This window comes from Acinetobacter sp. B-6, from assembly GCF_056930735.1.
Genome location: NZ_JBXPBY010000007.1, coordinates 132,341 through 156,837, shown reverse-complemented (window position 1 = coordinate 156,837; position 24,497 = coordinate 132,341). Strand labels below are relative to the sequence as shown.

Below are 24,497 nucleotides of genomic sequence, written 5' to 3'. Positions count from 1 at the left end.
ATCATTTTAGTCTCAGAAATTAAAAACGGTAACCTACACCCACATAGGTAATCAGAGGATCGATATCAATTTTAGTCTTAGCCGTAACAAGATCTTTATTGGTATTTGAGTTTGAAATGGTAATTGTGGCATCGCTACTCATAGGAGCATAAGTTACTGAGCCTACGCCAAACCAACGCTCATTAAAGTCATAGGTTGCACCCAATGTTGCCATAGGCGCCCAAGCATCATCTGCTTTGACTTTGACTACAGGATTTGCTGAAGATAGTTTACCGTCAAGTGCAGCACCTGCTTGATTATCTAAGACATTTTGAATCATATGACCTGCTGCAATCAAATCATCTTTCACGCCATTATCGACTTTTAAATGGGTGAAATGTGCATACATCACACCGACACCAAGATAAGGTCGAAATTTATTTACACCAGATTTACCAAATTGATAATGTAACTCTGCTGCTGGTAACCATGCAGTTGCCGATGCTGCTTTAGAGTGCTTGGATAAATCGGTAATCGGAATATCTTTCTGTAAGTCAATACTCCCGAGTGGAGTTGAATCTTTGCCTGTCAAAGGGGCATAGATTTGACCTTTACCTTCAATCTCAACTTTAGGTGGAATACCCGCTTTAAACTCTAGAGAAATATTGTCAGTAAAGTAATAATTGCCCATCAAGCCAAAAGTATCAACATCTTTTGCTGTTAAGCCTGTACCTTCAGCAGTCCAACTCGATAAGCCATTGACAGTCGCTGTACCAGTTAAAGCACTGGGAATTGTGTCACCTAAAAGACCGATTGCACCATATAGAAAAGGATTTGATTCCTTAACAGCTGCATCTAGTACAGCTTTTTTAGAAATATCTCCTACTTTTGATTGGGTTCCTTCAGCAACGGCGGTATTCACTTTGATGGGATTGCCATTGCCTTGTGGCATAGCATGTAACCAGCCTGCTGATACAGAAAATCGCTTAAATCCATCACCATCTTTAAAACTGAAATAAGGTGAATCCGCATGTGCCATCATAGGTAAAGTCACACATGTGGTGATCATGCAAAGTAATGATTTCTTCATAGAATTGGACTCCATGTCCGCAATTGATACTAATTTTTATGTATTTTTATTATTAGGATTTTTTGCTGTGTTTGAATGTTGCTTTTGCAAGGTCTTTTTTTAAGTGAATGTTCTTTTTTTAATGTTTTATTTATCATCGGGTTGATAATCTTAGCATCTATGTAATTGTGTTAACATTGCATTACATTGTAAAAATAGAAGATTTTTACGGTAAAAAATATTTTAAAACAATATCTTATTTATAGTGGAAAATTGCAGTAATAAAAAAAGGTCATATCAATATGACCTTTTCTTAAATGACTCAAGTCAGTTTAGTCAATGACTTATTTATTTCTGAAAGCGAGACAAGTCTTCTTCAGGGCGCGCGGTTAAAACTTCAACACCATTTTTAGTGACTAGAAGTGTATGTTCGTATTGCGCTGAAAGGCTATGATCTTTGGTTACGACAGTCCATTTATCGCCCATCAAACGGGTTTGCCAAACGCCTGCATTGACCATCGGCTCAATGGTAAAGGTCATACCTTCTTCTAAAACCATACCTGAGTTTGGTTGTCCATAATGTAAAACTTGGGGTTCGTCATGGAATACAGTGCCAATACCATGACCACAATATTCACGGACAACGCTAAAACGCTCTGACTCAACATACTTTTGGATTGCAGCACCAATATCGCCAATTGTAGAGCCTGGTTTAACGGTTGCCATACCACGGTACATTGCTTCTTGAGCAACTTTACATAAACGGTCTGCAATGATTGAAGTTTCTCCACCAACGACATACATCATATTGGTATCGCCGTGGTAACCATCTTTAATCACTGTGACATCAATATTCAGGATATCGCCTTTTTTCAGGATTTTACTTTCAGACGGAATGCCGTGACATACCACGTGGTTCACAGAAGTACAAATCACATGTTGGAAAGCCGGTCGGCCGGGTGCAGCGCCATAACCCAAACATGCAGGTATAGCATTTTGTGTATTGACAATATAGTCATGACAAATCGTATCCAACTCCAGTGTACTGACACCTGGTTTGATATGCGGTTTGATCATATCCAAAACTTCTGCAGCCAATCGACCTGCAACACGCATCTTCTCAATTTCATCTGCGGTTTTGATTAATCGACGGGGCGCTTCGTAAGTACTGTTCATGATCTTTAAAAACTTTTGGAAATTTGTATGTGACTATGGTATAAATAGCCGCCCAATTTATCAAATGCTTTCTGTGACTTTCTTTATGAATCGTTTATGGAAATTTTGATAAGGGCAATTTAAAAATCCGCACATATGTCGTCACATTACTCTGGGTGCCTGAAAGGGTGGAGAATGCGGACATATGGAGGCCTAACCCAAACTTTTAAGGTAAAGAAAATGGCAGATTACAACGTAAGCATGCGCGACCTTCTTCAAGCTGGTGCGCACTTTGGTCACCAAACTCGCTTCTGGAACCCAAAAATGCGTCAATACATTTTTGGTGCGCGTAACCGCATTCACATCATTAACCTTGAACACACTGTTCCTGCGTTAAATGATGCTTTGAATTTTGTTAACAATCTAGCAAGCAAAAAGAACAAAGTATTGTTCGTTGGTACAAAACGTGCTGCTTCTAACATCATTCGTGAGCAAGCTCAGCGCGCTGGTCAACCTTATGTTGATCACCGTTGGTTGGGTGGTATGTTGACTAACTGGAAAACTCTTCGTCAGTCAATCAACCGTTTGAAAGATCTTCAAACTCAATCACAAGATGGTACTTTTGCTAAACTTACTAAACGTGAAGCATTAGAACGTACTCGTGAAATGGAAAAACTTGAACGCTCTTTAGGCGGTGTTAAGAACATGGGTGGTTTACCTGACGCATTGTTCATCATCGACGTTGATCACGAAGCAATCGCGATTAAAGAAGCTAAAAACCTTGGTATTCCAGTAATCGGTATCGTTGATACAAACTCTAACCCAGATAACGTAGATTTCGTTATTCCTGGTAACGACGATGCGATCCGTGCTGTTACACTTTATGCTTCTGCAATGGCTGATGCGATTCTTGCTGGTAAAGAATACGCTCAAACTCAAGCAAATGCTCAAGCTAAAGGCGAAGAAGCTGCGAAAGAAGCTCCTGAGGCTTAATGCGTTTTGACGCAAGCTTGTCATTTTTGTGAATTAAAATGATGACAAATTGAGCGTCGATAAAGCAAAACGGCCCAGAGAAACCTTTGGGCCGTTTTTGTTGAACAGATTCATATTCTACCGTATTTAGGAGAACAACATGACTGCAGTTACTGCGAGCATGGTAAAAGAATTACGTGACCGTACTGGTCTTGCAATGATGGAATGCAAAAAAGCATTAACAGAAGCAGACGGTGACATCGAATTAGCGATTGATAACCTTCGTAAATCAGGTCAAGCAAAAGCAGCTAAAAAAGCTGGTAATATTGCTGCTGATGGTGCAATCACGATTGCTCAAGAAGGTAACAAAGCAATTCTTTTAGAAGTAAACTGTCAAACTGACTTCGTTGCGAAAGACGAAAACTTTGCTGGTTTCTCTGCTAAAGTTGCTGCTGCTGCACTTGCTGCTGGCGTAACTGACGCTGCTCAAATTGCTGAATTGAAACTTGAAGACGGTTCAACTGTTGAAGAAGCTCGTATTGCGCTTGTTCAAAAAATCGGTGAAAACATTCAAGTTCGTCGTGCTGCAATTGTAGAAGGTGAAAACCTTGCAGTTTACAAACACGGTTTAAAAATTGGTGTTGTTGTTTCTTACATAGGTTCTGCTGAAACTGGTAAAGGTATTGCAATGCACGTTGCTGCGTTCAACCCAGTTGCTGTAACTGCTGAAGACGTTTCTGCTGATCTTATCGCTAAAGAGAAAGAAATTGCAGAAGCTAAAGCAATCGAATCTGGTAAACCAGCAAACATCGTTGAAAAAATGGTAACTGGTTCAGTTGAAAAATACTTGAACGAAGTTGTTCTTGAGCGTCAACAATACGTTATCGACAACGACAAAAAAGTTGCTGAAGTATTGAAAGCGACTGCAACAACTGTAGCTCAATTCGTTCGCTTCGAAGTAGGTGAAGGTATTGAGAAAAAAGCTGAAATGAGCTTTGCTGAAGAAGTTGCTGCTGCTCAGGCTGCTGCTAAATAATTTTACTTTCTGAGTATAATTATTGAAAACCCCTCATTTGAGGGGTTTTTTATTGCTATTGGTTTTAAAGAAAAAAATTCAAGAAGAATCAGTAAAATGATTTTATACAAATGATGAGCGTTATTCTTTTATAATCTCTATTATTCATATTGCTTAGACTAAAACTTAATGGCAAACAAAACGCAACTTGGTATTGGTGCTGCAATCGCTGTAATTGTTGCTGCTTATTTTGGTATTGACCTAAACCAACAAAACAAGGCATCAACTGGGCAAGCTCAAGTTAATTCCCAAGATCAAAACAATCGTGCTGCACAATTTGATTCTAAATCAAGTGATCAGCAAAATTTTCAAAACACGCAGTCAAACAATAGTCAAAATCAGCAAGGGTTAACGGTTATTCGTCAAGCTTTTGATGGAAAGTTGAGTAATGTTCAAGTTCAGTCGGAAGGGCGAGTAAAAGCAATATTACGTGACGATACTCAAGGTTCACGTCATCAAAAATTCATACTTTCATTGGATAACGGTTTAACTGTCTTGGTCGCACATAATATTGATTTAGCACCACGAATTGATCATTTACGTAAAGGCGATCGTGTTGAGTTTTTTGGAGAGTATGAATACAGTAATCAAGGTGGTGTGATTCATTGGACACATCATGATCCAAGTCGCCGCCATGAAGATGGTTGGTTAAAGCATGATGGAAAAACCTATCAATAAATAGTGCATTGTTCATTCAGTTCTATAAAATTTAGTTGATTGTTATTCTATTCAGATTTCGACAGCAATTTTGTTCTATACCTTGTTTCTAATCGTGCTATTTTTAAGCCATCAGAAGGCGTTTGAATCGAAAACATGCAGGAGTGGGCAAACTATTTCCACCTTAAAGAATTAGGTGGATTAGAGTTGTTAAAAGCACAGTATCACCATAAGCAATTTTCAAAGCATGTGCATGAAGGTTATTGTATTGGTGTGATTGAAGATGGTGCGCAAAGTTTTTATCGAACAGGGCAGTTACATACAGCGCCGAAAGGTGACATTATTTTAGTCAATGCAGATGAAATTCACACAGGTTCATCTGCGGTTGAGTCGGGTTGGAAATACCGAGCAATTTATCCAACACCCGAAATGTTACTTGATGCAGGACAAGATTTTTTTAGTGTCAAAAATAGTGTGCCTTGGTTTCCTTATGCTGTTGTTCACGATGTTGGTTTGGCACAACAATTTACCTTATTGTTTGATCTATTAGAACAAAAAGAAAATACGTTGCTCAAGGAAAGTCTGTATTTATCAACTTTGGCTCGTTTAATCAGTCGCTATGGTCGAGCAAAGTTAACACCCGCAGAGCTTCCTGAGGCACAACGTAAAGTTGAAATTGTCAAAGATTTATTGAATGCTTTTCCTGAGCGAGATTATTCTTTGACTGATTTGGCTGCAACTGTAGGATTGAGTCCTTGGCACTTTTTGCGAGAATTTAAAAAGTATACAGGGTTGCCGCCACACAGTTGGTTGGTACAAGTCCGTTTGCATAAAGCACGGCAATTATTAAAACAAGGTTATACGATCGCAATGACAGCACAAAATTGTGGCTTTTCAGATCAAAGCCATTTTAATCGACATTTTAAAAAGGCCATGGGCGTAACACCTTTCCAATATTTAAGCACTTTGAATATTTAGCCTAGTTCAACATCTTTTAAACGTCATAAGAAATCCTTAGAACAGCAATAAAGCAGCAATTTCATGCAAGCCACGTCCACTGCTTTTGAAGATACTCATCCTATTCGTGGTTTTGGATTTAATCAATGAGTCATCAATTTGAACCTTGTTCTACTGACATTCAATCGCAATCCGAATTGAATAAAAAAGCATTTTTACGTGGTGTTGTTGATATTTTGCCTCTATCAATCGCTGTATTACCTTGGGGGATTCTAGCAGGTTCGATGGCAATCAACGCAGGATTGACCTTTGCTCAGGCTTTTTCGATGTCAGCTGTTGTATTTGCAGGTGCTGCTCAACTGGTGAGTTTGGGTTTGGTTATGGCGGGGGCTTCGGTTTGGACCATTTTTATTACGGTGTTTTTCTTAACCAGTCAACATTTAATTTATGCCTTGAACTTCCGTAAGGATGTAACTCAATTTTCTTTTAGACAGAGACTGGTGATCGGCTTTCTGTTAACCGATGAATTATTTGCAGTAGGAATAGGGGAAAATAAGCAACGAACCTTCGCTTATCTATTTGGCGCTGGCTTATGTTTTTATTTAGCATGGTGTTTATTTAGCTTATTTGGCATCTTGTTGGCACAGTCGATACCTAATTTAGAAAGTTTACATCTCGATTTTTCGATTGTTGCGGTATTTATTCTCATCATTGTGCCAATGATTAAAAACAAAGCGACCTTGATTGGAGTGATTTTTACCTTAATCTTTGCCTGTATCTTTAAATATCTTCAATTCGAAGGTGGTATTGTATTGTCAGGAATTTTTGGCATGTTGAGTGCGATGTGTGCAGCAAAGTTGACAAAACTTAGAAGCTTAGGAGTTCAACAATGACATGGTTATTGCTACTAAGCTTGGCATTTATTGTATTTCTAAATCGTTATTTCTTTCTCGAACCCAAAGTTGCATTTAAGTTACCGCATCGGATTGAAAATATGTTGCAGTATTCTGCACCTTGTTTACTCACCGCCATTTGTGCACCGATTGTGTTCTTTAATGATCAACAATTGCGAGCTTTACCTTTAGATGCTTATTTTTTAACAGCGATCATATGTATTGTTTTAGCGCTGATTTCTAAAAAAATCTTAGTCAATCTTGGTCTAAGTCTACTGTGTTTCTATGGTTTGTTTTATTTATTCAATTGACAGGAAATGGAGGGGAATGTCAGTGCGGAATTTCCCCTCAACGTATTTGCCTTAAAAAGCCAGTTTTTGGCGTGTTTTCCATTTTGGCAGTACTTTACTTAGATATGCATCCATGCACCATACAGGACCAATCAAGAGAAATTGAAGGTCTTTAAAAAATGATGGTTTTTTACCCTCAATTTTATGCCCATAAAACTGTCCAATCCATGCCAAAACAAACACGCCAATATAAAAACCAACGCCAACAGGAAGCAGGTAGATCACCCATGCCATGACAGCAATCAATGCGGTCATCGCGACAGCAAGCACAATATCTAAGCGGGTGTAGAAAACCAGTGTAAGCACTAAAAGAAGGGCTGTAAGCAAGGCACTAAAATGTGCAAGGATTCCAATGATGGCAAATAAAATCGCAGGAACACAGGCCCAATGGATGGCTTTATTGGTTTTGTTTTGATGACTTTCACTATATTCATCAAACCATTCAGTAATGTTTTTCATTTGGCGCTCCATGCAGATGGTTGGCTTTATTGTTCATCTAGCTTTAATTTTCCTGAAAATAATATAATTCAGAATTGGCTTGAGGTCAAAATCCGACTGACCAAATCAATTCCGATTGTTCTAGTCGACCTATTTTAATGCGTGCTTTGATAGAAATTTAAGATATCACGTGCCCAAGTTTGGTGTTGCGGTTTGAGCGTGACTTTGATTTCTTGAAAGTTGGTGATGTCATTACCGTCACTTTCATCGCTATAGTAGGCGATACCATGTGTATGTGCGTTGTGGTTGGGAATCTGATAACTAAAATAAACTTTGTTTTTGTTCACTCTGACGATCTTTAATAGATGATTTTTGTCCTCAATAGCACCAAACTCATTGGCTAGACTGAGTTTTCGAACATTTGGAAAATATAAACTGGCACTGTGCATGGCACAGCCAACACAAGCAGATGAATTGTAAATTGTGATCGCCTCATCTTTTTGAGGACTTGCGAGTACAGCATAAGCGACACCAGAAGGTCCTAAATCTGTACTGATGACCTGCCATGTTTTAGGGATGAGTACGGGACCAATACCAGGTAACAAGATAATTTTGAAATTTTTAGCCTGTGTTGTGGACAATTGATAATTAAATTGACACTTCACAGCTTGGGTTTTGTTGTTACATATGGAATCGTCTTTATAAAAGCCAGTATCGTTAAATGGATTGGGAATGGCAGCAATATACGTGTCGACAAAAACATCATGATTAAGTCTGGTCGCTGGCAGCTTTTCGATGTGGTGTTGTTGATGTGGCGCTTTGTTATTTTTCAACGCTGGAAAAGTGGCTTTGAATATGGAAATATCGCCATAAGCAAAACCACTGAGCAGGAATAAAATCATGATTAAAATTTTTTGCTTGAGCATGACTTATCCTTTTTGATCTTTATTGAGGGCGTTGATAAATCAATCGACCTTCTTTATAGGTCGCTAATATTTTAATGTCTTTGATCTTTTGAGAAGGGACTTTTAAAGGGTCTTGATCTAAAAGTACAAGGTCCGCCAATTTTCCTTGCTCTAAAGTACCTTTATTTTTTTCTTCAAAGTACTGATATGCAGCCCAATCAGTCACTGATTTTAAAGCAATATAGGGACTGACTTTTTGATCTTCACCTAAAACATCTCCAGAACGGGTCGTTCGATTCACAGTGGCATCAATCACCATCATATTCTTGGGTGGAATAACAGGCGCATCATGATGTTCAGTAAAAATCATATTCTTGCGTAAAGCAGATCCAGTTGGGGAGATTCGGTTAGCGCGTTCTGCGCCAAGCGTTTCATGTTTGTGCCAATCACCCCAATAGTAGGTGTGTAATGAAAAGAATGATGGAATCAGTCCAAGTTTTTTGGCTTGATCTAATTGATCTTCACGCATGGTTTGGGCATGAATAATGACATTACGGCGGTCTGCATATCCATATTGAGTATTTGCTTTTTCAATGGTTGTTAAATATTGATCAATTGCAGCATCTCCATTGGCATGTGCAAGAATTTGCCAGTGATTCTGATAAGCAAGATTAATTGCATCTTGAACTTGTTTGATATCAGGATAAGCAGGATAACCTCGATAATCTTTGCTTTTGCCTTCTGGTGGAACAAGATAAGGCTGAGTGAGCCATGCAGTTTTGCCTTGAGGAGAACCATCTAGGCTGATTTTTACCCCGCCAATTCTAAAATGATTTTGGTAATTTAGACTGCTGCCATTTTTAAGCATGTAGTCTTTTTCATTCATGATGTCGGGATAAACCACAACATCAATATCTAATTGGTTGATGGCGGCAAAACTTCGCCACAATTCAGCTGTGCCGTGATCAGCACGACCTTCTTGTACGGTGGTATAGCCATTTTTGATGTAGGTATTGAGCGCTGTTTTTGCCATATTTTGCATGATCTCAGGTGGCACTTGACTAAAAGCAGTTGCCATTGCTGAGAAAACGGCAGCTTCTTCAAGTACGCCATTGGGTTCTTGAGAATTTGCTTTACGGCGAATAATCCCTCCAGTTGGATTAGGTGTATTCTGATTGATGTTTAAAACCTCAAGCGCTTTATGATTGACTGAGGCTAAATGACCTGATTGGTGTAAGACAATAATAGGATGGTTGGTCGAAACCAAATCTAAATCATCAGCGGTTGGGTGGCGTTTTTCATTCAGTTGCGCATCATCATAGCCATTGCCAATAATCCATCCTGAGGTTGCCTTAATAAAATCAGGATTTTTTTGTTGCCACAAGGAAAGTTCATGAATCAGAGAGGGGATATCGGATACATTGCCATCTGGTGTTGGATAGAGGTTAGCAACAGTTTGCTGTAAACCCACACTGTTTAAATGGCTATGTGCATCGATAAACCCGGGGAGTAGAGTATGACGTTTTAAGTTAATTACTTGAGTATTCTTTTGTTTGAGTTTCTGTGCTTGGTTTAAATCACCTGCAAAGACAATTTTTCCATCTTTGACAAACAATGCTTCTACATAATGTGGTGACATCCCTTGCATGGTCAAAATCGAGCCACCATAAAAAAGTGTACTGGCTTGTGGAAGGGAAGTTGTTACAGTTTGAGATTTTGTGGGATCTGATTGAGCGATGTTGGTACAAGCACTGAGCAAGCCAAAACTACTGATGCAGATGATAGGAGCAATAAATCGAACAAGCTGGGATGGGTTAAGTTGCAACATAGTGAATCACCCTAGTTTTTGTATTGTTAGAATTGAATATACGTCGCTACAATTGAATTCAAAATAGCGTATAGAATAAGAATTAAATTAACAAAGATTTCATGCTAAGTATAGAAATGATGTTTACTTTTCACATATTTAAACTGGGCTATTTAGTCACTTTTATGAATGTAAGATTAGAATTGATACAGATTAAACCAGTCTTTTTCTAAAATAAAGGATGCCCAGCAAAGCAAATGCCAAACCAATAAACGATGGGGCATAACCAAAAGGCGTTGCAAGTAAGCCAACAATAACTGCACCTGCAACAGCACCGCCATAATTAAAAATATTAACTCGGGCAATAATTTCATCTCGTCGATTTTCATCTAAACGACCTGCGGCGGAAAAGGTCAGTGGGACCAATGCGCCTACGGCGACACCAGCCAGCGCAAAACCAATGATTACGGTAACGAGTGAATGACTTATTCCAGATAATACACATCCAAATGCTCCGATCAGGATTGTGACTAATGCAACCCATGTGGCTGTTTTAAATCGCAGCAAATAATCAAGACTTAATCGCGTCAGTAAAATTCCAATTTGATAAGCTGCATAACCTAAAGGAGCAATCGTTGCTGAACTTGCTAAAACATCTTTGAGATAAATGGAGCTCCAAGTACTGATTGCGGAGTCGACAGTAAATACAATTAGGATAATTAGCCCAAAAATAAGTAGTTGTTGATATGGGATGGCTGGCTTCTGCTGTGGATTTAATTCTGCACACTGTTTTTGCTGAAATAACCAGTTTCTAGACAAATGCGAGGTGATGCATGCAATCACCACAGCGATGCATAATGCTGTCGTTGCGCCAAGTGGGGTTGAAACAGTGGCTGACATCATCAATGCACCTAAAAATGCAGCCGCTGTATAGCAAGCAAAGAAACCGCCAAAAACACTTTTCCCAAGTCGTTGTTCCATCATGACGGCTTGCATATTAAGTGCTGCATCTAAGCAGCCTAGTCCAAGCCCATACACTAAGAAGCTCGCAATCATCAGCATCACATTTGGGCTAAATGCAGCAATTGCTATTCCAATGGCTTCAAAAATAAAACCAGTCACAATGGCAAGTCGTGACCCAAGTTTAACCGCAATACGATCGGCTAAAATTGAACCGAGTGCTGCGGCAATACAGACTCCTAGAATGATCATTGCTAACTGGTCTTCAGTTAACTTAAATCGGTCTTTTATCGTGGGGAGAGCAGTCATGACTGTGGCATAACCAAGTCCTTGTGTCGCAAACCCGAGCGCAATCACTTTGTGTGTTCTGCTGAGTATTCGATGATCTATACGGTGGATCTTATGGTTTGCTTCCATGCTGGACTCACTTGCTTAATTTTAGATTTTTGCTTTTTTTTGGATATGTTCTCGAACACTTCCTGTGCTCATTGAATTTTAATTTTGATTGGAAAAAATTTTAAAGAAAAGGGGAATAATTAAAAAAATAAGGGGGCAATTCGGACATGAGTATTTTCAAGTGATAATAAAAAAGCCACTGAAAGTGGCTTTTGTTAAATGCATGCAGTGATTTACGAGTTTGGACCGTCTACGCGTTCAATATTAACACGTGCCGTTCCTGAATTTGTAATACCTAAACGCTTCGCAGCGCCATAAGAGAGATCGAGTACACGATTACCATGGAATGGACCACGATCGTTAACTTTAACCACAACACTCTTACCATTGTCTTTATTGGTTACACGAATAAAGCAGTTTAATGGCAGGCTACGATGAGCTGCTGTGAGATCATTCATATCGAATGTATCACCACTTGCAGTTTTACGACCGTGGAACTGACGACCGTACCAAGATGCAACACCAGTTTGGCTAAATTTGCGAACTGTATTAGAAGCAACTTCATTAAGTTTATCAATTACTGAAGGCTCATCTTCAGGAACTTGAATCTTTGCTGCAATAGTTTGACGACGGACTTGGTCGCCAGAACGTTCAGTAATTGACAAACTGTTTAGGTTTGAAAAATGAGAATTGAAATTTGTTGAATCCTTGCTAATCACACGAGAAGCTAGACTCGAACTATCCGAATCATTATTTAAATATGATGACTGAACCATTTCTGAGTTGACTTGCGTCATACTCAGACCCATGGTCAGGGCCATCACATATTTGAGTGAAGCATGCATCGTTTAACTCCTTGGAACCTCAATTTTAACTTTCTAAGTCGCTGAAAATTAACCATAGAGGTCTGTAAATTCACTTTTGCAACTGCATTTAACGGAAAGGATAATATTCAAGCTGCATTAAACGTGTCTAGCATTATTTAAGAAACCGTTACAAAAAGGACAAATTCTTACAGGTTTTGATTAGAAAATAATCAATATTGTAACAATTTATTTAAAAAGTATATAATGTGATCAAATTAACAAAAATATTTCTTGACTTATTCTATCTAAAGGAAATTGTAAGTCTCATCGACTTACAATTTCAGTGCCTAAAAGCCATAAAGCGGTGGCATACATGCGGCTTCTATTATATGTGGTAATCACTTGAAAATTAGGATAAGTAATATAATAAATAGGACCATTTGTGTCTTGTAACTGAATAATATTGACCAAGTCTAAATCATCAATTTTAACAATTGGGTTTAATGGAGAAATTCCTAAATTTTTCAGTGAACCATAAGGAACAGGTTGGGTTAAATCTTTGGCAATGATTGCATCAGGATTGTTTCCTGTATATCGCGCTAAAAATGCAATCGGTTGATCGCGTTGCCAACCATGCTGAGCAAGATAGTTAGCAATAGAACCAATTGCATCTACAGCAGAGTTACGCAAGTCGACATGACCATTACCATCATAATCAACACCAAACTTAGACACATTACTTGGCATAAATTGCGGATAGCCTACAGCACCTGCATAGGAACCAACAATCGAGTTGGTTGGAACACCATCTTTATATGACCATGCAATAAGGGCACCTAATTCATCCTGAAAATATTGAGCACGGCGAGGATAACCAAAACCCAGTGTAGCAAGTGCATCACGGGTGATAAATGAGCCCTTATTCGAGCCATAACCTGTTTCAACCCCTAGAATGCCCAAAATGATCGATTGAGGCACACCAAACTGCTGTTCTGCGCGATTTAGGGTATCTGCATATTGTTGTTTGAAACGCACGCCACGCTGAATAGTGCCTTCGGCTAAAAAGTTAGTCTTATACTGATACCAAGGCTTGCTTTCACCTGGGCGTTCCATGATATTGATGATATTCGGTAAATTGCGTGAACCATTCATTGCCCAATCAATCTGTTCTGCACTTAAGCCGTATGTTTGCATAGTTCTGGCTTTAAAATTATTGTATTCAGGGTTGCTGGCAAAATCATTGGCTTGACAAAAACTGGTCAGTGAAAATGCTGCCGCACAGAAAGTGATATTTTTAACCTTCTGTAAAAGCCCAAAAGTAAGCATAGGTTATATTTCCTAATTATTTATGATAAAAAATTAACGATGCGTATGGATCGACATCACAATGCCAAAAGTGGCCATTAAAGTAATAATTGCCGTGCCACCATAACTCATAAAGGGTAGTGGTACACCGACTACAGGTAAAATACCACTGACCATGCCTGCATTTACAAATACATAAACAAAAAATGACAAAGCAAAAGCACCGGCAACCAAACGTCCAAAATTATGAAAGCATTGTAGACTCATTTGAAAGGTTCTAAAGATGATACAAAAATAGATAGTGATGAGTAGTAGAATACCAATCAAACCAAATTCTTCCGAAAATGCAGCAATAATAAAGTCAGTGTGACCTTCTGGTAAAAAGTGTAAATGTGATTGAGTCCCTTCTAAGTAGCCTTTGCCCATAAATCCGCCTGAGCCAATCGCCGTTTTAGATTGAATGATGTTCCAGCCTGTGCCTAAGGCGTCAGCTTCAGGATTAAATAAGGTGAGAACACGCTGTCGTTGGTAATCATGCAGTAAAAACTCCCAAGCCACTGGAATAACTACAGCAGCTGCGCTAACTGCACCTAAAATCATTTTCCATGAAAGCCCACTGAGAAACAGCACAAAAATCCCACTGGCTAAGATCAACAGTGATGTCCCTAGATCAGGCTGTTCAGCGATTAGGATAAAAGGTATACCGATCATCAATAATGACAAAACGACATTCTTAAAGCTTGGTGGAAGTGGATTACGTGATAAAAACCAAGCAATCATTAAGGGCATACCAATTTTTAAGAACTCACTGGGTTGTACACTACCGAAGCCTGGGATACCAATCCAACGCTGTGCGCCCATTCGCACTTCACCAAATAGCTTAACTGCAACCAGACAGACCAAACCAAAAAGATAAAAATATGGTGCGAACGCTTGATAAACTTTGGGTGGGACTTGGGCTAAACCGCACATCACTAAGAAACCGATCCCAAAACTCATTGCTTGTTTGGAAACCAACCCCATATCCTGTGCCGATGCGCTATAAAGCACGGTTAAGCCCAGTAATGCATTTAAAATGAGAAATAAACTCAACCAAGGGTCAATATGTAGTCTTTGCCAACGAGAAGGGAGCGTAGCGGTGCTTAAACCATCACGAGGAGAATGCCGTAAAAATTTATATTGAGAGCTTGGTGCCATTGGTCTATTTTGTACGAAAACATGTTTTGCGCATGCTATCACAATCCCCCCCGAAGGCAATGAATATCAATACTTCGCAACAAAATATTTATCTGTATATTTATAAGTTACTTTTCTTTAATTTCTATAAAATTCGGTTCAATAAGCATCATGAAAAATGCAAGTCTTAACATTTTGCTAAGCGTTAGTGGTTTTATTCCACATTGTCAAAAGTAAATACCTTATTGATTTAAATGTTGCTTTAATGTATTTCACTTTAATTTAGTTATATTTAAATATCTATTAAGATCATTTGGATAAAAAATATTTGAATTAAAATGGACACATTTTGTCGATATAAAGAGATATAACCGAACAGATATACACATTTCACTCTCATAATTACCTCATAACAATTATTTATGAAGACTATGATCAAAACTCACTCTATTATTTAAGAAGACGATAATGTCATTCAAAAGCTTTTCACAAAATACAACTCAGGCGAATGCTGGAACTAAAAAAGATGATGAGCAGACCCCCTCTAAGGATGTGCCAAAACCAAGTACTGGTGTAACTCCACCGCATCCTGATCAAGAAGTTAAGGAAATTAAAGAGGTTAAAACAAATGAGCCACAAATTTCCAAATAGTTTTAGTGTCTGATTTATAAAACTTATCGATTCATGATAAGTTTTTTTTGTTTAAAAAATATCTTCATTCGAAATTCTAATAAAAAACCTACTTATTATAGTAGGCTCTTTGATCGGCATGTTGCGGTCTCATGCTCAGCGTTAACTGTTTAAGTTTTGAAACTTGCTTTTGAAGGGAATACGCTATTCCTATAACAACTTAAACACTACCGTTTCGCTTACGGATTCGATCGTACTCAATATAACAGATGTATTTTATTAAACCTACTCAATTGGCGATTCAGTTACAAATAAGGGGTGTTGAGCTTTATAAATTGCTAATTTTTTAATCTCATCTTCTAAATATATGGAAGATTCTTCTTTCCAGTCCATTTTCCCACTATCAAAATCTGAGTTTCTCAAAGCCCAAAATGACACTGAACTATAGGTATAGGTATTATCAGCAAAAATTAATTTACTGCGATCCGTTGTATGATTGATGTAGACTTTATGGGTGGGCAAAGATCCAAAAGTACCTATGTGTGTATATAAATATTTAAAAGATTCATCCATAAGGTAATACTTCCATTTTTAATTGATCTAATTAGTAGAATTACTGATTAATGAATTACAATACTAGCATATTAAATTTACTGATTATTTTATTTATCATTTTGATTGTTTTGTAAAGAAAATCAAAAGTTAATTTCTAGCGAATTTAAGTATTTCTTATTTTTAAAAAATAGATCAAATTGATCAATGGTTTTTAGAAAAATGCCCTTGATTAAAAGGGCATTTTTTATTTTAAACAATCAATTAAATTTTATTGATCAATTAAAAAATAAAGTGTCGTAATATTCTGCAACTGCTGCAATTTCATCCTTATTTAAATTAGGAATCAATTTATCAATTGCGATATGTACAGCTTTACCTACAGCCGCTGCACCAATATCTGCTGCTTTACGTTTAATCATTCCTAAATCTAGGGTTTTATTAAAGTCACGCATAAAGTGGTTGGTAGTTGCATCAGCAAACTGTTTAAATTGCTCTGCTAAAACGGCACGATTGACATCGCCATTGGCTTGAACTTCAGCAAAGCTATTTTTTAGGTTAATAACCAAATTAGGATCTAAGTTAACCCCAACCTGATATTGACCTTGCGGATCTTTAAATAGACTACGTTCTGAAAAATCTACAGACTGGCGAACCACATCATTGTCTGCCTTACTTAATAACTGTTTAAGTAATACAGCAACGGTTGATTTGACATAACCCGCGAGTTTTTCCGCAGTGTCTCGTTTGTCGCTTGCAGGGAAACGACGAACAAGTTCAATCAAAAGCGTATCAATAATTTCTTCATTGATAAGTAAGGCTGTTTGATCACGTAAAGGATAGAGTGGTTCGTTAGAGTTTTTTTTCTCGATACCTGTCTGAATATTCTTGAGTAGTTCTTCAGAAGGTACAAAACCAAAAAAAGGCATGTGTTCAACCTCAATGTTTATTGTCGCGCCAATCGAATTGGGCTTGGCATCCATGATTCATCAGATACACGACACGGATTAATATCTAAACCGCCACGGCGTGTATATGTTGCATAAACCATCAGCTTTTCTGGTTTTAAATTTTGCCAAATATCGGCAAAAATTTGTTCCACGCATTGTTCGTGAAAACCGTTATGCTGACGATAGGAGATAATATAAGCTAAAATACTACGATAACAAGGTTTTTTACCTTGATAACGGATAAAAACAGTTCCCCAATCGGGTTGACCTGTCACAGGGCAGTTACTTCTTAATAAGTGTGAAAATAGTTGAATTTCAACATTTTTATCTGTATTTGAAGTGTTTTGATCGAATTCCAAAAGGCTAGCATCTGGATGATTGACCAGACGGTCAGGTTCTTGATCATCAATACAAATACCTGTCGGTTTGGTAATGTCTAAATCATCCACTTGAAACAACGTTAAAGTGACAGGTGCTTGCGCTGCTTGAGACAAATCTTTTTCAACAGTATCGATAAAAGCTTGACGGGAATCAAACTGAGTAAAGTTCATGCTATTAAAATACAGCTTGAGTGATTTAGATTCGATCAAATTCGGTGATGTTGCTGGGAGTGCAATACGCCCAATCCCAACTTGAGGAATTCCCTTAGCATTTAGCCAAGAAATTTCGAAAACATGCCACCAATCTTGACCTTGATATATGCCTTCAACTTCAGCATATTGTTCACGTGCTTGCGCACGTGAAATTGGAAAAAGAATTTCAGGCTGATAGGTAGTCGGGTAATTGGTTTCTTTACCCAATAAAGATTGTTCAACAGACATTATTCACGCATTCCTGAACCACGAGAAAGTAAATAGTAAGCAATACCATAGAGTAAGCCACAGCAAAGTGTCACTATGATTAAAGACAAAGTAACATTGACATCACTATGACCTAAAATTCCAAAACGGAAAGCATTAACCATATATACGATCGGGTTAACTAAAGAGAGATTTTGCCAAAATGGGCTTAAAGCACTGATCGAGTAAAATACCCCACCAAGATAAGTCAGTGGTGTTAATACAAAGGTTGGAATAATTGAAATATCATCGAAAGATTTTGCATATACAGCATTGATAAAACCACCCAAAGAGAACAATAGTGAGGTCACAATCACCGTATATATGGTCACGAAAATATTATGTATATAAAGGTCAGTGAAAAACATACTCATGGCAGTGACAATCGCACCGACAAGTACACCACGACATACCCCGCCAATCACATAACCACATAAAACCATGTGTAATGGAACTGGGCTCATGATAAGCTCTTCAATACTTTTTTGAAATTTGGCACTAAAAAAACTTGAAGAGACGTTGGCATAACTGTTGGTAATTACAGCCATCATAATCAGACCGGGTACGATGAATTGCATGTAGCTAAATCCACCCATTTGACCAATACGAGAACCAACCAAATTACCAAAGATCACAAAGTACAAACTCATGGTAATGGCGGGTGGTAATAGTGTCTGTGGCCAGATTCGCATAAAGCGGCGAATTTCTTTTAAGACCAGTGTGTAAAGTGCAATTTGCAGTTGATTAAAATTCATTGTGCTGCTCCTTGCAGGTTTTTCTCCACCATTTTAACAAAGAGTTCTTCTAGACGATTCGATTTATTACGCATACTGCGTACACGAATACCTTGAGCTTCTAAAAGTTGGAATAAATCATTTAAAGCGTGTGCTTTGTCCATCGTGACTTCTAGTGTCATTGGATCAATTAAATTAAATTTAACCCCGATGATGTCAACAGTGATGGGCTCGATTGGATATTCCAAATCAAAAATAAATGATTCTTCACTGAGTTGATTTAAAAAGGCTTTCATTGAGGTGTCTTCTTTAATCACACCACGGTCAATAATCGCGATTTGGCGACAAAGCATTTCAGCTTCTTCCAAATAATGTGTGGTTAAAATAATAGACGTTCCTTTTTCATTCATTTCAGTGAGAAAGTCCCACATTGAACGACGCAGCTCAATGTCTACCCCAGCAGTTGGCTCATCTAAAATTAAAAGTTTCGGTTCATGCATCATGGCACGGGCAATCATTAAGCGGCGTTTCATCCCACCAGATAACATCCGACCTTGAGTATTACGTTTTTCCCATAATCCAAGTTTTTCTAAGTATTCTTCTGCACGTTTTTGTGCAATTTTTGGAGGAATACCGTAATAACCTGCTTGGGTCACTAAGATGTCAAAGATTTTTTCAAATTGACCAAAGTTAAACTCTTGAGGGACGACACCTAAACATTGTTTTGCATTTGATGGATGGGTATCTAGGTTGTGTCCAAAAATTTCTACGGTTCCTGAAGTTTTACGTGTCAAGGAACTGATAATACCGATTGTTGTAGATTTACCTGCACCATTCGGTCCTAAAAGTGCGTAAAACTCTCCTTCTGGAACAGTTAGATTGATTCCTTTGAGTGCTTGGAATCCATTTCTATAGGTTTTCGATAAATCTCTTAACGTCAAGGCATCAGTCATGAAATTCTCACATGGTTTCAGGAGTGTGTATTGTGAGCGATCTTTTTGAATAAACCAAGTAAGTTAGACGGAATTCTACATTGCAAATATAGAACATTGTTTAAAGCATGATCATCAATGAAAAGAGTTGTTTTATAAATGCTTTACCTCACGGTTTTTTTTGTTATGATGTGCCATCTCAATTTAAGCGCCCATAGCTTAACTGGATAGAGTACAGGTTTCCGAAGCCTGTGGAGTGGGTTCGAGTCCCGCTGGGCGTACCAAATTGGTTGCATAAACCTATAGAAAGATGCATTAAGTTGTTAATAAGTATAAGAAAATATCTTAAAGTCTACTCAAACTATCCCAAAGTAATTTATAGTTGTAACGCATGTTTTGCAGTACAGGTTGCGTTACAATAATCAAAACTCAAAATTTGTAACGCAAAAAGCCATGCCAAAGAAAGTAGTGCCGTTAACGGATTCGAAGATTAAAGCAACGCAAAAACAATTTAAAGCCAATATAAACAGTGGATTAGCCAAAGATTTACGTTTGTCTGATGGTGATGGATTAAATCTAATTTTCCGTACTTCTGGCGCTGTACTTTGGCGATTTGACTATACTCGTCCAATCTCTAAAAAGAGAAATACTTTAGCCATTGGTAATTATCCTGAAATTACTTTGGCTGAAGCTCGAGGAGTACGAGAAGAGTACAGAGCATTAATTTCAAAAAATATTGATCCTCAAACTTATCGAAATGACATTTTAGAAGAAGCTAAAATTAGCCACGAAAATACATTTAGAAAAATTGCTGAAGAATTTAAAACCAAACAAGTCTTAACGCCTGCGACAGCCGTTAGAAATGAACGGATCTATAACTATTTATATGAAGAATTCGGAGAGATGCCGATTTCTGAGATAAGAGCTAAGCATCTGGTTAAAGTCATTCGTAAAGCAGAAGCAAAAGGCACAATAGAAACAGCACATAGAATTCGATCAAAAGCCTCTCAAGTTTTCAGGTACGCCGTTTCATTGGGTTTTTGTGAGCGTGATGTTGCACATGATTTAATTGGGACGATTAAGCCTAGAGAAATTAAACATTATTCAGCTTTGGTTGAAGAAAAAGACTTTGGTCAACTATTAAAAGACATCGAGCAATATGAGGGTTATGTCCACACCAAGTTCGCTTTAAAAATTCTGCCTCATGTTTTTGTGCGTACTGGTGAGTTACGTCATGCTAAATGGTCGGATATAAATTTTGAAGAACGTACTTGGTCCTATACACCACCTAAAACTATGAAAAAGACAGGTGTTGAACATATCGTTCCTTTATCCGATCAAGTTATTGAGTTACTTAAAGAGTTAAAACCATTCTGTTATAAGTCTGATTTACTTTTTCCAAGTATCTCGAGTAAAACACGCCCAATGTCGGACATGACAATTAATATGGCTTTACGAAGAATGGGTTATGATCGTGACAAGATGACAGGGCATGGCTTTCGTGCAATCGCTCGAACATTATTAGAAGAAAAGTTAAAGTTTACTGTAGAACGAATAGAACAGCAGTTAGCCCATCAAGTACGTGATATGCATGGTCGTGCTTATAACAGAACCAAGTTTTTAGAAGAACGTGCTGAAATGATGCAGGCTTGGTCTGACTATATAGATAAATTAAAGGCTTCCTAAGAAGCCTTTTTACTAAAGAAGTTATTGATAGTGGAAAGTCGCCAGTAGCGGTATTTACTTTCAGGGTCTACATAATCAGGTTGTGGAAATAAACCTTTCTTTAATTTGCTGTCGATCGTATTTCGACTAAAAGTAAGTTTTGCGACTTCTGATGTTTTTAATAATGGATCGTCCATCAAGTTTTCTCTACGGTTCATAAATTCACTCGTTTTTTAATTTATCTTCGTCTTTAAAAATTTCAGTTTGAAACTTTATACTCAAGTTGCTTAATCAAATTGCCTATTAATGGATCCCAATCAAACCCATACGTTTTTTGTAAGTACGACGTTCATAAGAGGGGATATGTGATTTTTTTAAACCAATTGCTAAAGCCTTGCGCTTTTGGAATTTGCGCTCTTTTTCAAAACTAAGACTAATCCAGGGCTTTTCTAAATGTTCCGCAAATTCAATGAGGAATAGATAGCCGGATTTACTCACTCGATAAATCTCACCATTTTTTTGAATGTACTCAGAAGAATAGATACGCATACGGAATTCACCGTTTTCATTGCTGATGAATTCAGTTTTATTTGGGGTGGTTGAAATCATTATTTTGCCTCCACAAGTTTGTTACGCTCGATATAAGACACAATCATTTGATTGATGTTTCTGTGATCGTTGTAATCTGTGAAGTCATTCCAGTCTTTACCATTTACATCCGTGATTTCATCTATCGCGAGATTGGTAATGTCTATTGCTGTAAATTCAGTACCAGGAACACCGTCATTGTCTGGACGAGTATCAAAATCAAAACTTACTTTAAGTAGGAAGCTATCTAATTTAATTACAGCTATGCCTGAGGTGTCTGAGGTGAGTTTTAAGGCATCAATGTTATACGTGGATGGCATGACGTTTGGAATAGCAACAGGTGGCTTGTATGGAGTCGCTGTTTGATCGTACGCAAGAGCGATAGCACCGACTGTCAATAATCCAGACACTATAGCAATTTTGAAGCGGTTAAGCGGCTGTACGCGATGTGTAAGAGTGGGATTGATGGAATGTGGTTTTGTGTTCATAATTCACTTGCTCTGACGAAGAACACTCTTGATTTAAAGCTTGTGTGTCTTCAATTAATTTATAAAGTTTAGTTTAGTAAACTAAACTTTATTGGTCAATACATATGTTTATAAAAATAAACTTTTTTACTTATGTTTATATTCCTATTCTTTGGCTAATTGATTAAAATCTTTTTTGATAGTGATGTGTGTAGCAATGGCGATTGTTTTACGATTACAATTAGCAACTTGTCTCTTACCAATGGTAGGATGTTAATCTGAAGGATTTAGGGTGTATTTGATGTCTTTAGAGTCCATAAATGCAAAAATTATGTCTAATGCTTTTTCTAAAGGAATTCTTAGCGAATTTCTAAAGAAAGGTAAGTCTGAAAAATTTGATGCTATTTTAAATTCAGTTTCTAATTTTGAAGTAAAAAATAAAACATATGGAGAGTTATTTGATTCTTTACATCTGAATATGGTTCGATCTTATAGAAGTGAATATATTTATAAAAATGCAATTGCAAATAAAATAGTTCTAGGTAGACATAAATTTAAAAATATATCATTTTTTACTGAATTGTTTGTATGGGGTGTAATAGCAGATGTTGTAGTTGCAAATGGGACTACTACAGTATATGAGATCAAGACAGCATACGATTCTTTTGCAAGATTAAATAATCAAGTTGAAATATATGAGAAGGCTTTTGAATATGTCAATATTGTTATACCTGAAGAAAAATTATCAAATCTCCTTAAAATTGCGCCTGAAAATATTGGGATCATAATTTTGACTGACAATTATACTTTTAATGAGTATAGAAAACCAAAAAGTAATAAGGATCTTCTATCTACAGAAATTATGTCATCTTTGTTACATGCCGGAGATAAAAAGTACTTATTGAAAAAATATTTCAATAAGGAGTTTGAATATAAATCAGTAGATGATTTTTATGATGAGAAGAGATATTTATTAGAACTTGATAGAGAAACAATGCATAAAGAATTACTAAACAGTATGCATAAAAGGCAATATGATCAAGAACGTAAAGATTTGATTTTAAATTCACCTGAATCTTTACGTTCAGTTTTGATTTCAGCTAATTATTCAAAACCTAAAATGAAATCAATTTCTTTGTTTCTCGAACAGATATATAATTAATTCTATATGATGAGAAATTGAATGCCGTTTCAAGTTGCCAAGACTGGTTGCACCTTTACTTATGAGCTCTTTACAACTTGTTGAAAATTCTAAAATATCTGGATTATCTTCAATAAAATCTTTTAGTTCATTTATTGATTCTAATACCATTGCTGATGTTTTTGGATCTAGTGGATAGTGTTGAGAGAGAAAATGTCTTACCCAAATTTCTTTTATATTTTTGGGATAAGTAATATGTAGTGCTACAGTAAGGGGTAGGCGTCCTCCCTCTCGGAACTCTTCCCCAATAATTAAATAATCTCCAAAACCATTATATCCTAAACCACTATATGTATGATGAAGGTCAGAAAAAAACTCATTTTGATTCATTCTATAATCTTCATTTCTTTGTTGCTTATTGAAGGGGTCATCAATCGCAATAAGATTATGATTTTTTGATAACTCTTGATGATAATCTTTAGGAACGGATGAAAGATTAACAAGGTTTCCGTTAAAATTATTTAATTGCTCAATAGTTTTTATATCATCAGTATTTTGATAAGGTGAGTGATGGAAAAGTACAAAGTCTTTACCATCAATCATACTCAAATAATATTTTATTTTTGATAATGTTGAAGTGCTTCTTATAATTAGACCAAATTTAACATATTTAAATGATTTTGAAATATTGTGAATTAAGCTCTCGGTTGCATTATCATCCCCAACAAGTTCACCTTCAGTAGGGTTAACTATAATAATACTAGGCACTTCTTTGGCATCTAACTCGCTTAAACAACTCAAAAGCGCTTTAATATCAGCTTTTACAGGTTCAATAACTGGGGTTATTTTCTTGCTTTGAGATAATTTATTTAAAATATCTCTCAGTGCTAAAAATTCATTTTGTTTGCCACGTAAAATTGGATAATACATTTTATTCCTCTCTACCCGATCAATTGTGAAGTTCTGCGTCGGGTTCACAGATTTTTTTATAAAAAAATTAAATCAATGAAGCTCTCTATTTTTTTATAAATTTTTTAAAAAATGTTTTAAGTTTGAAAATTATTAAAAGTATTGTTATTAACTAATTGATAAGGTATAC

General features: G+C 37.0%; 27 protein-coding genes and 1 tRNA gene. 10 read left to right on the top strand and 18 right to left on the bottom strand.

The genetic code is table 11. The annotated features are described in order from the left end of the window. Positions 1-19: 19 nt before the first annotated feature. Positions 20-1,069 carry an OmpW/AlkL family protein gene (locus AC1Z3T_RS10505; protein WP_005030424.1) on the bottom strand — a complete coding sequence of 350 codons (1,050 nt, stop codon included), beginning with the start codon at positions 1,067-1,069 and terminating at the stop codon, positions 20-22. A gap of 327 nt (positions 1,070-1,396) precedes the next feature. Further along, positions 1,397-2,224, bottom strand: a complete 828-nt coding sequence (gene map, locus AC1Z3T_RS10500) for a type I methionyl aminopeptidase (protein WP_004831704.1) — start codon at positions 2,222-2,224, stop codon at positions 1,397-1,399. A 219-nt stretch (positions 2,225-2,443) separates the two neighbouring features. Between map and rpsB the strand changes: the two genes are divergently transcribed. The 6 genes from rpsB (at position 2,444) to AC1Z3T_RS10470 (ending at position 7,068) form a co-directional block, all read left to right on the top strand. Continuing rightward, positions 2,444-3,196, top strand: a complete 753-nt coding sequence (gene rpsB, locus AC1Z3T_RS10495) for a 30S ribosomal protein S2 (protein WP_004831703.1) — start codon at positions 2,444-2,446, stop codon at positions 3,194-3,196. 139 nt (positions 3,197-3,335) lie between these two features. Next, complete coding sequence (gene tsf / locus AC1Z3T_RS10490) at positions 3,336-4,211, top strand: translation elongation factor Ts (RefSeq protein WP_100884786.1); 876 nt, start codon at positions 3,336-3,338, stop codon at positions 4,209-4,211. Positions 4,212-4,379: 168 nt separating this feature from the next. After that, on the top strand, positions 4,380-4,928 hold the full coding sequence (locus AC1Z3T_RS10485; protein WP_004831702.1) for a DUF3465 domain-containing protein: 549 nt from the start codon (positions 4,380-4,382) through the stop codon (positions 4,926-4,928). A 135-nt stretch (positions 4,929-5,063) separates the two neighbouring features. After that, the gene (locus AC1Z3T_RS10480; protein WP_100884787.1) at positions 5,064-5,885 is read left to right on the top strand and encodes an AraC family transcriptional regulator; all 822 of its coding nucleotides are present in this window, start codon (positions 5,064-5,066) and stop codon (positions 5,883-5,885) included. 125 nt (positions 5,886-6,010) lie between these two features. After that, on the top strand, positions 6,011-6,757 hold the full coding sequence (locus tag AC1Z3T_RS10475; RefSeq protein ID WP_100884788.1) for an AzlC family ABC transporter permease: 747 nt from the start codon (positions 6,011-6,013) through the stop codon (positions 6,755-6,757). After that, complete coding sequence (locus AC1Z3T_RS10470) at positions 6,754-7,068, top strand: AzlD domain-containing protein (protein ID WP_100884789.1); 315 nt, start codon at positions 6,754-6,756, stop codon at positions 7,066-7,068. Before AC1Z3T_RS10475 ends, AC1Z3T_RS10470 begins: the two co-directional genes overlap by 4 nt. Positions 7,069-7,119: 51 nt before the next feature. Here the strand turns inward: AC1Z3T_RS10470 and AC1Z3T_RS10465 are convergent, their stop codons facing one another. The 7 genes from AC1Z3T_RS10465 to rodA all read right to left on the bottom strand — a co-directional run bounded on the left by AC1Z3T_RS10465 (position 7,120) and on the right by rodA (position 14,921). After that, a complete protein-coding gene (locus tag AC1Z3T_RS10465; protein ID WP_004831696.1) occupies positions 7,120-7,566 on the bottom strand; it encodes an Mpo1 family 2-hydroxy fatty acid dioxygenase in 447 nt (148 codons plus the stop codon). A 134-nt stretch (positions 7,567-7,700) separates the two neighbouring features. Next, positions 7,701-8,471 (bottom strand): DUF4850 domain-containing protein, encoded by a 771-nt coding sequence (locus tag AC1Z3T_RS10460; protein ID WP_100884790.1) that lies wholly within the window; start codon positions 8,469-8,471, stop codon positions 7,701-7,703. 19 nt (positions 8,472-8,490) lie between these two features. After that, a complete protein-coding gene (locus tag AC1Z3T_RS10455) occupies positions 8,491-10,278 on the bottom strand; it encodes an amidohydrolase (protein ID WP_100884791.1) in 1,788 nt (595 codons plus the stop codon). Positions 10,279-10,470: 192 nt separating this feature from the next. After that, the gene (locus AC1Z3T_RS10450) at positions 10,471-11,634 is read right to left on the bottom strand and encodes an MFS transporter (protein WP_100884792.1); all 1,164 of its coding nucleotides are present in this window, start codon (positions 11,632-11,634) and stop codon (positions 10,471-10,473) included. Positions 11,635-11,846: 212 nt separating this feature from the next. Next, positions 11,847-12,458, bottom strand: coding sequence for a septal ring lytic transglycosylase RlpA family protein (locus AC1Z3T_RS10445; protein WP_004831690.1), 612 nt, complete (start codon positions 12,456-12,458; stop codon positions 11,847-11,849). 285 nt (positions 12,459-12,743) lie between these two features. Then, positions 12,744-13,745 (bottom strand): lytic murein transglycosylase B, encoded by a 1,002-nt coding sequence (gene mltB, locus AC1Z3T_RS10440; RefSeq protein ID WP_004831688.1) that lies wholly within the window; start codon positions 13,743-13,745, stop codon positions 12,744-12,746. A gap of 33 nt (positions 13,746-13,778) precedes the next feature. After that, positions 13,779-14,921 (bottom strand): rod shape-determining protein RodA, encoded by a 1,143-nt coding sequence (gene rodA, locus AC1Z3T_RS10435; protein WP_100884793.1) that lies wholly within the window; start codon positions 14,919-14,921, stop codon positions 13,779-13,781. A gap of 447 nt (positions 14,922-15,368) precedes the next feature. Here rodA and AC1Z3T_RS10430 point away from each other — a divergent pair, with 447 nt between their 5' ends. After that, on the top strand, positions 15,369-15,551 hold the full coding sequence (locus tag AC1Z3T_RS10430; protein WP_042085764.1) for a hypothetical protein: 183 nt from the start codon (positions 15,369-15,371) through the stop codon (positions 15,549-15,551). Between the two features lie 264 nt (positions 15,552-15,815). Here the strand turns inward: AC1Z3T_RS10430 and AC1Z3T_RS10425 are convergent, their stop codons facing one another. The 5 genes from AC1Z3T_RS10425 to AC1Z3T_RS10405 all read right to left on the bottom strand — a co-directional run bounded on the left by AC1Z3T_RS10425 (position 15,816) and on the right by AC1Z3T_RS10405 (position 19,558). After that, positions 15,816-16,103, bottom strand: a complete 288-nt coding sequence (locus AC1Z3T_RS10425; protein WP_100884794.1) for a hypothetical protein — start codon at positions 16,101-16,103, stop codon at positions 15,816-15,818. Positions 16,104-16,360: 257 nt separating this feature from the next. Continuing rightward, positions 16,361-17,011 (bottom strand): hypothetical protein, encoded by a 651-nt coding sequence (locus AC1Z3T_RS10420; protein ID WP_100884795.1) that lies wholly within the window; start codon positions 17,009-17,011, stop codon positions 16,361-16,363. 17 nt (positions 17,012-17,028) lie between these two features. Then, a complete protein-coding gene (gene queF / locus AC1Z3T_RS10415) occupies positions 17,029-17,853 on the bottom strand; it encodes an NADPH-dependent 7-cyano-7-deazaguanine reductase QueF (protein WP_009586505.1) in 825 nt (274 codons plus the stop codon). Beyond that, a complete protein-coding gene (locus tag AC1Z3T_RS10410; protein ID WP_100884796.1) occupies positions 17,853-18,626 on the bottom strand; it encodes an ABC transporter permease in 774 nt (257 codons plus the stop codon). Before AC1Z3T_RS10410 ends, queF begins: the two co-directional genes overlap by 1 nt. Then, a complete protein-coding gene (locus tag AC1Z3T_RS10405) occupies positions 18,623-19,558 on the bottom strand; it encodes an ABC transporter ATP-binding protein (RefSeq protein ID WP_004831679.1) in 936 nt (311 codons plus the stop codon). Before AC1Z3T_RS10405 ends, AC1Z3T_RS10410 begins: the two co-directional genes overlap by 4 nt. 187 nt (positions 19,559-19,745) lie before the next feature. On the opposite strand from AC1Z3T_RS10405, the gene AC1Z3T_RS10400 reads away from it, so the two are divergent. Continuing rightward, a tRNA-Arg gene (locus tag AC1Z3T_RS10400) sits at positions 19,746-19,821 on the top strand. A gap of 169 nt (positions 19,822-19,990) precedes the next feature. Beyond that, complete coding sequence (locus AC1Z3T_RS10395; protein WP_483396638.1) at positions 19,991-21,223, top strand: tyrosine-type recombinase/integrase; 1,233 nt, start codon at positions 19,991-19,993, stop codon at positions 21,221-21,223. On the opposite strand, the gene AC1Z3T_RS10390 is transcribed toward AC1Z3T_RS10395, so the two are convergent. The 3 genes from AC1Z3T_RS10390 to AC1Z3T_RS10380 form a co-directional block, all read right to left on the bottom strand. Next, positions 21,220-21,420, bottom strand: coding sequence for a helix-turn-helix transcriptional regulator (locus AC1Z3T_RS10390; protein ID WP_199958764.1), 201 nt, complete (start codon positions 21,418-21,420; stop codon positions 21,220-21,222). The two genes, AC1Z3T_RS10395 and AC1Z3T_RS10390, sit on opposite strands and share 4 nt — an antisense overlap. An 85-nt stretch (positions 21,421-21,505) precedes the next feature. Then, positions 21,506-21,811, bottom strand: coding sequence for a hypothetical protein (locus AC1Z3T_RS10385; RefSeq protein ID WP_199958763.1), 306 nt, complete (start codon positions 21,809-21,811; stop codon positions 21,506-21,508). Continuing rightward, positions 21,811-22,278 (bottom strand): hypothetical protein, encoded by a 468-nt coding sequence (locus AC1Z3T_RS10380; RefSeq protein ID WP_483396637.1) that lies wholly within the window; start codon positions 22,276-22,278, stop codon positions 21,811-21,813. The genes AC1Z3T_RS10385 and AC1Z3T_RS10380 overlap by 1 nt, the downstream gene beginning before the upstream one ends. Positions 22,279-22,558: 280 nt before the next feature. Here AC1Z3T_RS10380 and AC1Z3T_RS10375 point away from each other — a divergent pair, with 280 nt between their 5' ends. Continuing rightward, positions 22,559-23,419, top strand: coding sequence for a sce7726 family protein (locus tag AC1Z3T_RS10375; protein ID WP_483396636.1), 861 nt, complete (start codon positions 22,559-22,561; stop codon positions 23,417-23,419). Here the strand turns inward: AC1Z3T_RS10375 and AC1Z3T_RS10370 are convergent. After that, positions 23,384-24,328, bottom strand: coding sequence for a sce7725 family protein (locus tag AC1Z3T_RS10370; protein ID WP_483396635.1), 945 nt, complete (start codon positions 24,326-24,328; stop codon positions 23,384-23,386). The two genes, AC1Z3T_RS10375 and AC1Z3T_RS10370, sit on opposite strands and share 36 nt — an antisense overlap. Between the last annotated feature and the right edge of the window lie 169 nt (positions 24,329-24,497).

Excerpts from the sequence above, each read along its gene's own strand:
- AC1Z3T_RS10505 (WP_005030424.1), bottom strand. The coding sequence starts at position 1,069 with ATGAAGAAATCATTACTTTGCATGATCACCACATGTGTGACTTTACCT.
- map (WP_004831704.1), bottom strand. The coding sequence starts at position 2,224 with ATGAACAGTACTTACGAAGCGCCCCGTCGATTAATCAAAACCGCAGAT.
- rpsB (WP_004831703.1), top strand. The coding sequence starts at position 2,444 with ATGGCAGATTACAACGTAAGCATGCGCGACCTTCTTCAAGCTGGTGCG.
- tsf (WP_100884786.1), top strand. The coding sequence starts at position 3,336 with ATGACTGCAGTTACTGCGAGCATGGTAAAAGAATTACGTGACCGTACT.
- AC1Z3T_RS10485 (WP_004831702.1), top strand. The coding sequence starts at position 4,380 with ATGGCAAACAAAACGCAACTTGGTATTGGTGCTGCAATCGCTGTAATT.
- AC1Z3T_RS10480 (WP_100884787.1), top strand. The coding sequence starts at position 5,064 with ATGCAGGAGTGGGCAAACTATTTCCACCTTAAAGAATTAGGTGGATTA.
- AC1Z3T_RS10475 (WP_100884788.1), top strand. The coding sequence starts at position 6,011 with ATGAGTCATCAATTTGAACCTTGTTCTACTGACATTCAATCGCAATCC.
- AC1Z3T_RS10470 (WP_100884789.1), top strand. The coding sequence starts at position 6,754 with ATGACATGGTTATTGCTACTAAGCTTGGCATTTATTGTATTTCTAAAT.
- AC1Z3T_RS10465 (WP_004831696.1), bottom strand. The coding sequence starts at position 7,566 with ATGAAAAACATTACTGAATGGTTTGATGAATATAGTGAAAGTCATCAA.
- AC1Z3T_RS10460 (WP_100884790.1), bottom strand. The coding sequence starts at position 8,471 with ATGCTCAAGCAAAAAATTTTAATCATGATTTTATTCCTGCTCAGTGGT.
- AC1Z3T_RS10455 (WP_100884791.1), bottom strand. The coding sequence starts at position 10,278 with ATGTTGCAACTTAACCCATCCCAGCTTGTTCGATTTATTGCTCCTATC.
- AC1Z3T_RS10450 (WP_100884792.1), bottom strand. The coding sequence starts at position 11,634 with ATGGAAGCAAACCATAAGATCCACCGTATAGATCATCGAATACTCAGC.
- AC1Z3T_RS10445 (WP_004831690.1), bottom strand. The coding sequence starts at position 12,458 with ATGCATGCTTCACTCAAATATGTGATGGCCCTGACCATGGGTCTGAGT.
- mltB (WP_004831688.1), bottom strand. The coding sequence starts at position 13,745 with ATGCTTACTTTTGGGCTTTTACAGAAGGTTAAAAATATCACTTTCTGT.
- rodA (WP_100884793.1), bottom strand. The coding sequence starts at position 14,921 with ATGGCACCAAGCTCTCAATATAAATTTTTACGGCATTCTCCTCGTGAT.
- AC1Z3T_RS10430 (WP_042085764.1), top strand. The coding sequence starts at position 15,369 with ATGTCATTCAAAAGCTTTTCACAAAATACAACTCAGGCGAATGCTGGA.
- AC1Z3T_RS10425 (WP_100884794.1), bottom strand. The coding sequence starts at position 16,103 with ATGGATGAATCTTTTAAATATTTATATACACACATAGGTACTTTTGGA.
- AC1Z3T_RS10420 (WP_100884795.1), bottom strand. The coding sequence starts at position 17,011 with ATGCCTTTTTTTGGTTTTGTACCTTCTGAAGAACTACTCAAGAATATT.
- queF (WP_009586505.1), bottom strand. The coding sequence starts at position 17,853 with ATGTCTGTTGAACAATCTTTATTGGGTAAAGAAACCAATTACCCGACT.
- AC1Z3T_RS10410 (WP_100884796.1), bottom strand. The coding sequence starts at position 18,626 with ATGAATTTTAATCAACTGCAAATTGCACTTTACACACTGGTCTTAAAA.
- AC1Z3T_RS10405 (WP_004831679.1), bottom strand. The coding sequence starts at position 19,558 with ATGACTGATGCCTTGACGTTAAGAGATTTATCGAAAACCTATAGAAAT.
- AC1Z3T_RS10395 (WP_483396638.1), top strand. The coding sequence starts at position 19,991 with ATGCCAAAGAAAGTAGTGCCGTTAACGGATTCGAAGATTAAAGCAACG.
- AC1Z3T_RS10390 (WP_199958764.1), bottom strand. The coding sequence starts at position 21,420 with ATGAACCGTAGAGAAAACTTGATGGACGATCCATTATTAAAAACATCA.
- AC1Z3T_RS10385 (WP_199958763.1), bottom strand. The coding sequence starts at position 21,811 with ATGATTTCAACCACCCCAAATAAAACTGAATTCATCAGCAATGAAAAC.
- AC1Z3T_RS10380 (WP_483396637.1), bottom strand. The coding sequence starts at position 22,278 with ATGAACACAAAACCACATTCCATCAATCCCACTCTTACACATCGCGTA.
- AC1Z3T_RS10375 (WP_483396636.1), top strand. The coding sequence starts at position 22,559 with ATGTCTTTAGAGTCCATAAATGCAAAAATTATGTCTAATGCTTTTTCT.
- AC1Z3T_RS10370 (WP_483396635.1), bottom strand. The coding sequence starts at position 24,328 with ATGTATTATCCAATTTTACGTGGCAAACAAAATGAATTTTTAGCACTG.